The sequence below is a fragment of the Campylobacter coli genome (genome assembly GCA_039516895.1).
Taxonomy (GTDB): domain Bacteria; phylum Campylobacterota; class Campylobacteria; order Campylobacterales; family Campylobacteraceae; genus Campylobacter_D; species Campylobacter_D coli_B.
On sequence record CP154437.1, the window covers coordinates 1302392 to 1314744 of the forward strand.

Annotated in this window: 10 protein-coding genes; 4 read left to right on the forward strand and 6 right to left on the reverse strand. The window is 32.5% G+C overall.

Going from position 1 to position 12353, the window contains the following annotated elements:
• Positions 1-43: 43 nt before the first annotated feature.
• Genes AAID94_06535 through alaS form a run of 3 tightly spaced genes read right to left on the reverse strand, consistent with a single transcriptional unit; the run spans position 44 to position 5055 of the window.
• Positions 44-1975, reverse strand: coding sequence for a penicillin-binding protein 1A (locus AAID94_06535; GenBank protein ID XAK23495.1), 1932 nt, complete (start codon positions 1973-1975; stop codon positions 44-46).
• Positions 1972-2523 (reverse strand): septum formation inhibitor Maf, encoded by a 552-nt coding sequence (maf, locus tag AAID94_06540; protein ID XAK23496.1) that lies wholly within the window; start codon positions 2521-2523, stop codon positions 1972-1974. Before maf ends, AAID94_06535 begins: the two co-directional genes overlap by 4 nt.
• A 3-nt stretch (positions 2524-2526) precedes the next feature.
• Complete coding sequence (alaS, locus tag AAID94_06545; protein XAK23497.1) at positions 2527-5055, reverse strand: alanine--tRNA ligase; 2529 nt, start codon at positions 5053-5055, stop codon at positions 2527-2529.
• A 116-nt stretch (positions 5056-5171) separates the two neighbouring features.
• On the opposite strand from alaS, the gene AAID94_06550 reads away from it, so the two are divergent.
• The 4 genes from AAID94_06550 to hemH all read left to right on the forward strand — a co-directional run bounded on the left by AAID94_06550 (position 5172) and on the right by hemH (position 9251).
• Positions 5172-6251 carry a DegT/DnrJ/EryC1/StrS aminotransferase family protein gene (locus AAID94_06550; GenBank protein XAK23498.1) on the forward strand — a complete coding sequence of 360 codons (1080 nt, stop codon included), beginning with the start codon at positions 5172-5174 and terminating at the stop codon, positions 6249-6251.
• Positions 6248-7360, forward strand: a complete 1113-nt coding sequence (locus AAID94_06555; protein XAK23499.1) for a 5-methyltetrahydropteroyltriglutamate--homocysteine S-methyltransferase — start codon at positions 6248-6250, stop codon at positions 7358-7360. Before AAID94_06550 ends, AAID94_06555 begins: the two co-directional genes overlap by 4 nt.
• A complete protein-coding gene (locus AAID94_06560) occupies positions 7357-8211 on the forward strand; it encodes a Gfo/Idh/MocA family oxidoreductase (GenBank protein ID XAK23500.1) in 855 nt (284 codons plus the stop codon). Before AAID94_06555 ends, AAID94_06560 begins: the two co-directional genes overlap by 4 nt.
• 128 nt (positions 8212-8339) lie before the next feature.
• Positions 8340-9251 carry a ferrochelatase gene (gene hemH, locus AAID94_06565; GenBank protein ID XAK23501.1) on the forward strand — a complete coding sequence of 304 codons (912 nt, stop codon included), beginning with the start codon at positions 8340-8342 and terminating at the stop codon, positions 9249-9251.
• Between the two features lie 71 nt (positions 9252-9322).
• Here hemH and AAID94_06570 read toward each other — a convergent pair whose 3' ends face one another.
• The 3 genes from AAID94_06570 to AAID94_06580 all read right to left on the reverse strand — a co-directional run bounded on the left by AAID94_06570 (position 9323) and on the right by AAID94_06580 (position 12345).
• Positions 9323-10558 carry an ammonium transporter gene (locus AAID94_06570; protein ID XAK23502.1) on the reverse strand — a complete coding sequence of 412 codons (1236 nt, stop codon included), beginning with the start codon at positions 10556-10558 and terminating at the stop codon, positions 9323-9325.
• A gap of 313 nt (positions 10559-10871) precedes the next feature.
• Positions 10872-11870, reverse strand: coding sequence for a tRNA 2-selenouridine(34) synthase MnmH (gene mnmH, locus AAID94_06575; GenBank protein ID XAK23503.1), 999 nt, complete (start codon positions 11868-11870; stop codon positions 10872-10874).
• Entirely contained in the window at positions 11860-12345 is a 486-nt protein-coding gene (locus AAID94_06580; GenBank protein XAK23504.1) for an HIT domain-containing protein, read from the reverse strand. Before AAID94_06580 ends, mnmH begins: the two co-directional genes overlap by 11 nt.
• Between the last annotated feature and the right edge of the window lie 8 nt (positions 12346-12353).

A 12353-nucleotide genomic window follows, 5' to 3' on the forward strand; every position in this document is an offset into this window, starting at 1 on the left:
TCTTTTTAGAAGAAATAGATTTTTCTATTTCTTCGCATACTTTTTAAAATAAAATCTCACTTTCGTTAAATTTCATATTTGCTCTTGGTAGAGGCGATTTGATAGTATAATAAGCATTTTTCCCCTTGTAACTTCCTCTATATACCCCATTTGGAATACTGAATTTTCTTGTAGTATCAGGAAATTTCTCTAAGTATTTGTTTAAAAATTCTCTAAATACAGGAGCAGAGGTCCTAGCCCCACCCTCTGTATAACGCATAGGCTTATTATTGTCATTTCCATACCAAATCAAAGCTTCAATCTCAGGCGTTAAGCCACAAAACCAAGCATCGATATTTTTGTTTGTAGTTCCCGTTTTTCCTGCTATTTCTATACCTTCAACCCTTGCATTGCGCCCTGTGCCATGCTCTACAACATTTCTCATCATATCTAAAACCAAAAAGCTTTGTGCTTCATCGCTCACTCTGTATTCATTTGAGTTAAATTCCATAATAATTTGATCATTTCTATCTTGCACTTGCCTAATAATTTGTGGCTCTTTTATAACTCCGTAATTTCCAAACATAGTATAAAATTTAGAATACTCCAAAGGAGAAATTCCAAAACTTCCTAAAACAATCGATAAATTAGCCGGAATATCTCTAAAGCCAAATTCTACAAGTTTTGAATGAAGTACATCTAGTCCCATATTGAGTGCGAGATTGATAGTAGCTAGATTTCTTGAGCGTGTTAAGGCTTCTTTTAGGGTAATCAAGCCAAGGAATTTACCTCCATCGTTTTTGGGTTTCCAGTCTTTATTATCCCCTGCCCCACCTTCAAAAATTCTAGAAATATCCGCAATCTCACTCACAGGCGAATAACCAAGATTAATAGCTGCTTGATATACAAAAGGCTTAAAGGAACTACCCGGTTGTCGCGTGCTTTGAGTGGCTCGGTTGTAATTGCTTTTTTCATAATCAACCCCTCCTACCAAAGCTAAAACATCTCCGCTTTGATGATTAACAACCACCATAGCTCCATTTAGCGTGCTTAAGTTTGCATCTTTATCGCGTTTTACTATTTCATCATAACCAAATTTTAAGGCGTTTTGAGCCATTTCTTGTACATCTAAATCTATATTTAAAGTGATTTTATAGCCACCTGTTTTAAGATCTTTAATGCTAGGACTTAATTGCTTAATCACCTCATCTACGACATAAGGAGCTGCATTTTGCGTTAAAGTATCATCATAAATTTGAGGAATTTCTTTCATAGCCTCATCGTATTCTGCTTTAGAAATCCAACCTAATGTATACATTCTTGCTACAACATTATTTGCTCTTGCGATAGAAAGATCTAAATGTTTTGTAGGATCATAACTGCTTGGTGCTTTTGGCATACCCACAAGCATAGCAATCTCTTTAAGACTTAACTCGTTTAGATTCTTATGAAAATATCCTTGCGCAGCTGTTTTAACCCCATAATACCCATGCCCAAAAAAGATATAATTTAAATATCTTTCCAAAATTTGCTCTTTGCTTAAAATCGTTTCCATTTTGTAGGCGAGCAAGGCTTCACGAATTTTACGAGTGATGGTTCTTTCAGGAGTTAATTCTGTGTTTTTGATAAATTGCTGGGTAAGCGTTGAAGCTCCTTCCATGGTTTTTCCACCACTTTTTATAATTTTAACAACAGCTCTAAAAATAGCATCAATATTCACCCCATCATGCTCAAAAAAGCTAGTATCTTCTATAGCTACAAGAGCTTCTATAAGGCGTGGAGGTAATTCTTCATAATTTGCATAAAAACGATGTTGTTCGAAGATATTAGCTACTAATTTTCCATTTCTATCGTAAATTTGCGTTGTAAGTGGAGGTTTGTATTCTTTAAAAGTATATCCTTGTGTATCTGCATTTGTAAAAAGATAAGCTACATAAACAAATACAGCGATGAAACACACCACAAAAAATGAAAATATATATTTTAAAATTTTCATAAATAAGCCTTTAAATTTTGAGTATCAAGCCCTAAAGCAGTATTTAAATTTCCTTCTTGTTTGATAATATAGTTTTTATGAAAACCCTCACACATAATCGCTCCTGCCTTGCCCTTATAAAGTCCATTTTCTACATAATCTTTCAAATCATGAGGGTCAAATTTTGAAAAATAAAGCGTTGTTTTTGAAAGAGAGAAAACTCTTTTTTTTAAATTCTTTAACAAAAAAGCACTTAAAATACTAGCACATTTTCCATCTTGTAAATCAAGCATTTCATAAGCTTCTTCTTTGGTATTTGCCTTAGTAAGAATTTTATCTCCTATGCAAACTATGCTGTCTGCAAAGAGTAAAGTTTTATCTTTAAATTTTTCTTCATAAGTTGTGCAAAATTGTCTTTCTTTTTCTAGGACAATTTTTTGCACATAAACACTAGGCTTTAAATTTTTGTCTAAATTTTCATCATAGTCAAAGCTTATTTGTTGAAATTCAATCTTTGCCTCTTTGAGTAAATTCGATCTAGAAACAGAACTTGAAGCAAGAATTAACATTGCTTAAAGTCCTTTTTGGATCAAATCTAAAGCCTGTTTTAAAGCTTCATCTATCTTGCTTATATCTTTACCACCTGCCGTAGCAAAATCATCTCTTCCGCCGCCATTGCCACCTAAAATTTGAGCAATATTTTTAACCAAATTTCCAGCTTTTAAAGGACAATTTTTCACACCCGCTGCAAGGGTTATCTTATCATCTTTTGCTTGTATTAGCAAAATAGCAGCTTTTTCGAATTTGTTTTTAAATTCATCAATCATAGTTTTTATATCACCACTTTCTACGCATTCAACGCAAATTTGAACTCCGTTGATATTGCTTGAGTTAAGCTGTGATTTATTGGAATTTTTAAGCTCATTTTTTAATTTTAGAATTTCATTTTTAAGTTTTTTTACCCCAAGACTTAAATCATTGCTTTTAAGCTCTTCTTTAAGATTTAAATTTTCATTCATAAAAGTCTTGCAAAATTCTAAAGCTGCTCTTGAAACAACCGCTTCTATACGCCTTACACCTGCACTTACACCACTTTCTTTAACTATGTAAAAACTTCCTATTTGAGCTGTATTTTTTACATGAGTTCCTCCGCAAAGCTCTTTACTTTCACCTAAGGTTAAAACGCGTACATTGCCTTGATATTTTTCATTAAACAAAGCAATGGCTCCACTTTTTTTAGCATCTTCTAAAGGCATATTCTCTAAGATTGCTTCGCTTGAGTTAATGATCATTTCATTGACTCTTTTTTCAATACTTTCTAATTCTTCCTTGCTTAAAGCTTTGTGATGAGTAAAATCAAATCTTAATTTATTGCTTTCAACCAAAGAACCTGCTTGACTGATATGAGAGCCCAAAATTTCTCTTAAAGCGTGGTGCAAAAGATGAGTAGCTGAATGATGGCGTGCAGTTTGTTCTCTTTTATCGGTATCAATTTTTGCTATGATCTTATCATTAAGCTTGATTTCTTCATTAGCTTTTACAAGACTAAGATTGAGATTGAAAAACTTTTGAGTATCTAGCACTTCGCTAGTTCCTATATATCCTGTATCAGCAATTTGCCCCCCACTTGTTGCATAAAAAGGAGTATTATCAAGCATAACCCAGCCTAAACCTTTAAGACTTGAAACTTCTTTAAAATCTTCATCTAAAAGAGCTAAAACGGTGGCTTGACATTCTGTTTTTTCATAACCCACAAAGCAATTTTCTCCAAATTTTTCAAGTAAATTTTTAAAATCTCCACTTGCTACCTTATCGCCGCTTCCTTTCCAAGAAGCTTTTGCACGATTTTTTTGTTCATTCATCAATTCTTCAAATTTAGCCTCATCTACCACAAGATTTTTTTCTCTTAACATATCTTGCGTTAAATCAAGTGGAAAACCATAAGTATCATAAAGTTTAAATGCAACCTCTCCGCTAAAAACTTCTTTGGTGTTTTTAAGCTCTTCATTAAAAATTTCAATACCGTTTTCTATAGTGCTTAAAAATCTCTCTTCTTCTAAGCGGATTTGCTCTTTTACAAAATCTTTCTTTTCATTAAGGTAGGTATAATGATCACCCATAAGCTTGCAAACCACATCAACTAAATTATACATAAAAGGTTTTTTAAGCCCCAATAAATACCCATGTCTTAAAGCACGGCGTAAAATACGGCGTAAAACATAGCCCCTACCTTCTTTATCAAAACTCGTTCCTTGAGCAAGCAAAAATACACTCGATCTTATATGATCAGCTATGACTCTAAAGCTAGCTCCACTTTCATAAACATAAGTTTTTCCGCAAAGTTTTGCAATTTCATTGATAATAGGCATAAAAAGCGAGCTGTCAAAATTGCTAAATTTACCCTCTTTGATAGCCGTAACCCTCTCAAGCCCCATTCCTGTATCAATACTTGGTTTTGGCAAAGGTGTAAGTTTACCATCAGCACTTCTTTCATACTGCATGAAAACAAGGTTCCAAATTTCTAAGAACCTATCTCCATCTCCACCCATATAATCTTCTTCACCATTAAAATACTCTTCGCCTTGATCATAAAAAATCTCACTACAAGGACCACAAGGACCTGTATCGCCCATTTGCCAAAAATTATCCTTATCGCCAAATCTATAAATTCTTTCTTTTTGAATATGTTTTTGCCACAATTCAAACGCTTCATCATCGCTTTCATGCACGGTTACATAAAGTCTATCTTTAGGAAGTTTTAATACTTCAGTTACAAATTCCCAAGCATAAGCGATAGCTTGTTCTTTAAAATAATCCCCAAAACTGAAATTTCCTAACATTTCAAAAAAAGTATGATGGCGAGCGGTATAGCCTACATTATCTAAATCATTGTGCTTTCCCCCTGCTCTTATACAAGTTTGGCAACTTGTTTTGCGTGGTGGGTTTGGACGAGGCACTTCTCCTATAAATATACTTTTAAAAGGCACCATTCCTGCATTTGTAAAAAGCAAAGTTGCATCATCAGGAACTAAAGGACTTGAAGGGGTGATTTCATGACCCTTAGACTTAAAAAAATTTAAATATTCACTTCTAACATCCATAAGATTTTCCTAAGAAATTTTTATAAAAGCATATCATACCAAAATTACTTTAAATTAAGTAAAACTAAAATACAATAAGCCTTTTTAATTAATTTCTTTAATTTTCAAGGTTTTTTATGAATTTTATCAATCTTCAAGCTCAATATCTTAAATATAAAGAAGAAATCGATTCTGAAATCGCAAGTGTTTTATCAAGCTCCTCTTTTATAGGGGGTGCAAAATTAAATGAATTTGAAACAAATTTAGCCCAATACACTCATGTGCAACACGCCATAGGATGCTCAAGTGGCACAAGTGCTTTATATCTTGCTTTAAGGGCTTTAGATATCAAACAAGGAGATGAAGTCATAGTTCCTAGCTTTACTTTTATAGCCACCGCTGAAATGGTAGCACTACTGGGAGCTAAGCCTGTATTTGTAGATATAAATTTAGATAATTTTAATATCGATTTTGAACTCTTAAAAAATGCCATCAGCCCCAAAACAAAAGCAATTATTGCTGTGAGTATGTTTGGTCAAATGAGTAATTTACAAGAATTAAACACCTTTTGCGAAAGTAAAAATATAAGCTTGATTGAAGATGGCGCACAAAGTTTTGGAGCAAGCTTTAAGGGTGAAAAATCTTGCTCTATTGCCAAAATTTCATGCACTAGCTTTTTTCCTTCTAAGCCTTTGGGGGCTTATGGCGATGGTGGAGCGATTTTTTGCAATGATGAGAGCATAGCTAAAAAATTAAGAATTTTACTCAACCACGGACAAACTGATCGCTATAAACATGAATTTATAGGGATAAATGCTCGTCTTGATACTCTTCAAGCAGCCATTTTAAATGTAAAATTAAAACACCTAGATGAAGAAATTAACAAAAGACAAGAAATAGCAAAATTCTACAACGAAAATTTGACAAATTGTCAAATTCCAAAAATTGATGAAAACGCTATCAGTGCTTATGCACAATATAGCGTTTTAGTAGAAGATAGAGCTAGAGTTTTAAAAGCTTTTGAAAAAGCAAACATTCCTTATGCTATCCATTATCCTACGCCACTTCATAAACAACCTTGCTTCAGTGAATTTTCGCGTCTAAAATTAGAAAAATCAGAATTTGCGAGTGAGCATATTTTATCCTTGCCATTTTCAGCATTTTTAAGTCAAAGTGAGCAAGAAAGTGTAATTAAAATATTTAAGGAAGGACTATGAAATTAGATCAAGTGGGCTCTTTTTTAAGACCCAAAATTTTAAAAGAAGCTAGAGAAAATTTTGCCTTGGGAAAAATAGATGAAGAACAACTTCGCAGCATTGAAGATTCTTGTATAAGAGATCTTTTAGAAGAGTGTGATAAGGCGGGAATTTATTATTTAAGCGATGGAGAATTACGCCGTTCTTGGTGGCATCTTGATTTTTACTGGGGTTTTGGTGGTATTAAAAAAATCAAAAAAGAAAAGGGTTATGTCTTTAAAGGGATAGAAACAAGAGCTGAAGGTATTGAAATTGAAAGTAAAATCGAGTGCAATAATCATCCTTTTTTAAAAGATTTTGAAAGATTAATACAAATCGCAAAAGGTTTAAAAATAGATACGAATCGCTTAAAACTTACCATTCCAAGTCCATCAATGCTTTTATATATGCTTTTTATCCGTGGGGGCAAAAACACAGAATTTAATTACTATGGCAAAGATTTTACAAAACTTAAAAATGATATTTTAAATGCTTATGAAAATTTTTACAAAGAATTTGCAGCTCTTGGCGGAGTATATTTGCAACTTGATGATACAAGCTTTGGTTCTTTATGTGATTATGAATTTTGCGCTTTAAATGAAATTAACGCAGATGATATTTGTGAAGAATATGTAGATTTTTTAAATGAGAGTTTAAAAACTATGCCAAAAAACATAATGAGCGCGATTCATATTTGTCGTGGAAACTACCGCAGTCGCTATGTGGCAAGCGGAGGCTATATGAAAGTTGCCAAGAAACTTTTTGGCGAACTTAGAGTCGATAAATTCTTCTTAGAATTTGATGATGAAAGGGCTGGAGATTTTGAACCTTTAAAATATATAAATGATCAAATTGCGGTTTTAGGAATTCTTACTAGCAAAACCAATGAAAGTCCGAGCGTAGAAGAGTTAAAAGCAAGAGTGAAAATAGCAGCTCAATTTTTAAGTCCAAAACAAATTGAAATCAGCACACAATGTGGCTTTAGCTCCACTGAAGAAGGAAATGAAATCTTCACTCATTCTCAATGGGAAAAAATTAAACTTTTAAAACAAGTTTTAAGTGAGCTTGAAAATGAAGGATTTTTCTCTTGAAAATAGGAATTATAGGCCTTGGAAAAATGGGGCAAAACCATTTAAACGAGCTTGGTAAAAATAAAAATTTTAAAATCAATGCTTTGTTTGATATGGTTGAAAATAAAAATTTAAATGCACCCTTTTTTACTAATTTGGATGAATTTTTAAATCAAGATAATGATATCATCATCATTGCAACGCCGACAAATTCACATTTAGAAATAGCTAGAAAGGTTTTTTGTAAGTGCAAATGCGTATTGATTGAAAAACCTTTAGCACTGAATTTAAATGAAATAGATGAAATTTCAAATTTGGCTAAAGACCATGATGTAAAAGTGGGTGTGGGATTTTGCGAGAGATTTAATCCTGCGGTTTTAGCTCTAAAAAAAGAGCTTCAAAACGAGGAAATTATCAGCATCAATATACAAAGATTTTCCACTTACCCACAAAGAATCAGTGATGTAGGAATTTTACAAGATTTGGCTGTGCATGATCTTGACTTGCTTCATTTTTTAAGCGGAGGGAAAATTATAAACGCTAACATTTTAAAAAGCTTCAATAAAGACAAACAAAGAGAAGATGAAAGCATTATAACTTGCAAGCTAGAAAAAACGATCGCTTGTGTGCATCAAAGCTGGAACAGTACGCAAAGACTAAGAAAAATTACACTTGTAAGTAAAAATCATTTTTACGAGGCAAATTTAGTAGATTTTTCCTTAAGCAAAGACGGACAAAGCTTGGAGCTGATGACACAAACACCGCTTTTTGGGGAGCATATGGCTTTATATGATTTGTTTTTAAATAAGGAAAATTACCTAGCAAATATACAAAATGCTTACGCTGTGCAAGAAATTTTAGAAAAATTTTAATTTTTCTAAAATAATGCAATATCTTTCAAATAACTTGAGCTTCAATAAAATCTTCAAATACTTAAGATAAAAAATTTATTGATTTTAAATCCATACTGAAGTAAAATAAAACTAAAAAAGGTTTTTAAATGAAATTGGTTTTATTTTTAAATATGGGCGGAGCCACAAATTTACAAGATTGTGAAACTTTTTTAAAAAATATGTTTAACGATCCTTATATTTTGGGTATTAAAAATAAATTTATAAGAAGATTTGTAGCGTGGATCATTACAAAATCTCGCGTAAAAGCTATGAGAGAAAATTATAAACAAATGGGTGGAAAATCTCCACTCAATGAGCTTACTCAAAGTTTGTGCGAAAAACTTAATGCAAAAACAAAAGACTTTAAATTTGACTTTGTCAATCTTTATGTGCCACCTTTTGCAAATGAAGTTTTGCAAAAATACACTTTAAACGAAAATGATGAAATCATTCTTTTTCCGCTTTATCCACATCACTCAAGCACCACAGTTACCTCATCACTTGAAGTTTTACAAAATGAAATTTCAAAACAAAAAATCAAAGCAAAAATAAAGACTGTGGACATTTTTTATGAAAATACGCTTTATAATGAAATGATTATTTCTCACATTTTGGCTAAAAAAAGTGAGTTTGATGCTAAAACTTTGATTTTTTCAGCACATTCTTTACCGCAAAGCATTATCGATAAGGGTGATTTATATGAAAAACATGTCAATCATCATGTAGAACTTTTAAAAGAAAGATTAAAAGATCATTTTGATAAGATTATCTTAGCTTACCAATCAAAATTAGGTCCAGTAAAATGGCTTGAACCAAATACAAGCGATATTTTGGCAAATTTAGATAACAAAGCTTTGATTTATCCTATTTCTTTTTGTATAGATTGTTCTGAAACGATTTTTGAGCTAGGTATAGAGTATAAACATTTAGCAAAATGTGATTATGATTTAATCACCTGCCCAAATGATAGCGATGAATTTACTCAATTTGTTTTAAAGTACTTGTCTGATTTTAACTAAGAATGAATTTGGAGTCCTTGTCTATCATTTTTTAAAGATTAACAAGGACTTTTCGGTAAAAATTTAGCCAACTAAGCCAAAGTATAAGCTTTTTCTCCGTGCAAGCTTACATCTAAGCCTTTTTGCTCTACTTCTTCTTTTACCCTTAAGTCTGTAAAACAAGAAATGATCTTAAAAATAATAAAGCTTACAAGAGCTGACAAAACTACACAAATCACAATAGCAAAAATTTGCTCTTTTAAAAGCTCTAAACTTCCACTGATAAAAAATCCCTCGCCAAGTGCATTTTGGGCAATCACATTAGGATTTACTTTAGCACTTGCAAAAAGCCCTGTGGCAATTCCTCCCCAAATACCTCCGATTCCATGCAAAGAAAAAGCATCTAAAGAATCATCCCATTTGAGTTTGTATTTGATAAAACTCAAACCAAAATAACAAAATACAGAAGACAAAGCCCCTATAACAAGAGAAGCGTAAATATCTACATAACCACAAGCTGGAGTAATCCCCACAAGCCCTGCTACAAGCCCACTAAGCCCACCTAAAATAGTCGGTTTCTTATGGATGAGCCACTCAAGTACTACCCAAGATAAAAAGCCACAAGCCGCTGATATAATACTTACTATAAAAGCATTGATAGCAATATCATTCATTTCGCCAGCACTTCCAGCATTAAAACCTAACCATCCTATAAAAAGCAAAATCGCACCCAAGAAAGCATAAGGAATAGAATGCGCGTTTTTATCCTCATCATCACTTTTTCTAGCGCCTACCATCAAAGCTCCTACAAGTCCGGCAACCCCAGAGCTAATATGCACAACACCGCCCCCAGCAAAATCAAGACTTCCTCTTTTAAGCAAAAATCCCTCGCTACTCCAAATCATATGCGCTAACACATCATAAACTAAAGTACTCCAAAAAAGTAGAAATATCACCAAGACACCCAGTTTAATTCTTCCCACCAAAGAGCCTGTTATAATAGCAGATGCAATAAGTGCAAACATCATTTGAAAAATCACAAAAAGAATATTTGGAACGCCTGAAGCGTTGTATCCGCTAATACCCTCTAAGAGGAAATTCTCGAAATTTCCTACAAGCCCAAGTCCTTCATCTTTACCAAAAGAAAGACTAAATCCAAGCACTACCCATTGTAAAGTAATGACACCAAAAACGATAAAGCAATTCATTATAGTATTAAGAGTATTTTTACTTCTTACCATACCTGAATAAAACATTGCCAAAGCTGGAGTCATAAGCAAAACTAGCAAAGTACACAACACAATAAAACTTGAATTTATCGCATTCATTTACCTATCCTTTCTTACAAAATTTAATTGCGAGATAATTATATTTAAAATGGTTTAAAAAAATATAAATTTAAGAAATATTTTATATATTTTTTTATCAAAGTTTATTTTTTTATCTTAAATTACCATAAATAGGTACTTTAAAAAAATATTTCACTTCTCTATAACTCAAATTTACTAGCATTAAAATAAAAAATTGGAGCTAAACTGAAAAAATTTAACAAAATTAAAAAAGAATTCTTGCAAGATGGTAAAGAAAAATTTTGATGATTTGGTAAAAGTTTTTTAAATTAAAAGTAGAAATTATCTAGTATTAAAAAAGCAATTGCGTTTTAAAATAGCCTAAAAGCTCTTCTTTGGCTTTGAAGATATCATCAGTGTTTAGCTCAAAATCTATTTTTTGTGGCTTTTTATAACTCTTATCATAATAAGCCAAAAGCAAGGCAATAAGCCTTTGCCATTCTCTTTGCTCATAACTTTTTAGCAAATCCTGACGAAAATTTACACTGATATAAGGACTAATCTTAGCAAGACATTCTTTAAATTTTAAAGGAGTCATTTTTTCTTGATAGATCTTTTGTATCCTGTCTATGCGCTTTTCTAAAGAACAAAAACAATGAATTTTAAATGCTTTTTGCATTTTTTCATAAAGCTTTAAAGGCAAAACTATTTCACCTATTTTACGACTTTCGCTCTCTATAAAGATAAAATCTTTTAAAGAATTTAAAGCATGAAAAAGGCTTGCTTCAAAAGCTTTTTGCGTAGGCTGAGCACCTAAAATATCACCAAAAGAAGATCCTAGATGATTTGCCATTTTTTCTAAATTTAAATGATGGGGCAAAAGCTCCAAAAGCTCTGTTTTTCCACAGCCTGTATTACCACAAAGAGCAAAAAAATCTAAATTTATTTCATTATCAAAATAATGCGCCAAAAAACTTCTATAAGCTTTAAAGCCACCCTTTAAACGCACCACTCTATAGCCTAATTCGCTCAAAATCACTGCAATAGATTTTGAACGCAAACCCCCACGAGAGCAGTAAATTCCGATCTTATCTCCTATACGGAATTTTTGAGTAAGCTCTAAGATATGCTTTGACATATTTTGACAAATATAACTCGCGCCCCTAGCCTTAGCCAAAGCTTGATTTTTTTTATAAATTGTCCCTATTTCTTGATATTCTTCATCATTTAAAGCATAAAAATTCAACGCCCCTATCAAATGAGAATGTAAAAATTCCCTAGGACTTCTTGCATCGATTAAAAGAGAGAAATTTTCTTTTTGAAATTCCGTAAAATCTACTTCATTTAACATTTTTAAATGCCAAAACAAGTTTTTGATAAACTTGTTCTATATTGGTACCACAAACCCTAGTCTCTCCTATAGTGGTGATAAAATTAGTATCTCCTGCCCAACGCGGCACTAGATGATAATGACAATGAGGAGCTATCCCAGCACCTGCATCTTTACTCAAATTCATACCGATATTTACCCCGCCTGCATGGAGTTCGCTTTTTAAAATTCTTACCCCTAGACGCACAAATTTACTTATCTCTTGCCAAACTTCATCACTTAAATTTTCTATATGCTCTTCATGCAAATAAGGTATTATCATAAAATGCCCTGCAGAATAAGGATAGCGATTCATCACGCCAAAACAATGCTTGGCTCTAAAAATCACCCCTAATTCTTCATCGCTTTTGATTTTATTAGCACAATCACAAAAAGGGCACTCGCTCTTTTCTTTTTCAAAATACTCACTTCGCCATGGTGCATACAAATACTGCATTTTTATCC

Excerpts from the sequence above, each read along its gene's own strand:
- maf (XAK23496.1), bottom strand. The coding sequence starts at position 2,523 with ATGTTAATTCTTGCTTCAAGTTCTGTTTCTAGATCGAATTTACTCAAA.
- AAID94_06535 (XAK23495.1), bottom strand. The coding sequence starts at position 1,975 with ATGAAAATTTTAAAATATATATTTTCATTTTTTGTGGTGTGTTTCATC.
- AAID94_06570 (XAK23502.1), bottom strand. The coding sequence starts at position 10,558 with ATGAATGCGATAAATTCAAGTTTTATTGTGTTGTGTACTTTGCTAGTT.
- AAID94_06550 (XAK23498.1), top strand. The coding sequence starts at position 5,172 with ATGAATTTTATCAATCTTCAAGCTCAATATCTTAAATATAAAGAAGAA.
- mnmH (XAK23503.1), bottom strand. The coding sequence starts at position 11,870 with ATGTTAAATGAAGTAGATTTTACGGAATTTCAAAAAGAAAATTTCTCT.
- alaS (XAK23497.1), bottom strand. The coding sequence starts at position 5,055 with ATGGATGTTAGAAGTGAATATTTAAATTTTTTTAAGTCTAAGGGTCAT.
- AAID94_06555 (XAK23499.1), top strand. The coding sequence starts at position 6,248 with ATGAAATTAGATCAAGTGGGCTCTTTTTTAAGACCCAAAATTTTAAAA.
- hemH (XAK23501.1), top strand. The coding sequence starts at position 8,340 with ATGAAATTGGTTTTATTTTTAAATATGGGCGGAGCCACAAATTTACAA.
- AAID94_06580 (XAK23504.1), bottom strand. The coding sequence starts at position 12,345 with ATGCAGTATTTGTATGCACCATGGCGAAGTGAGTATTTTGAAAAAGAA.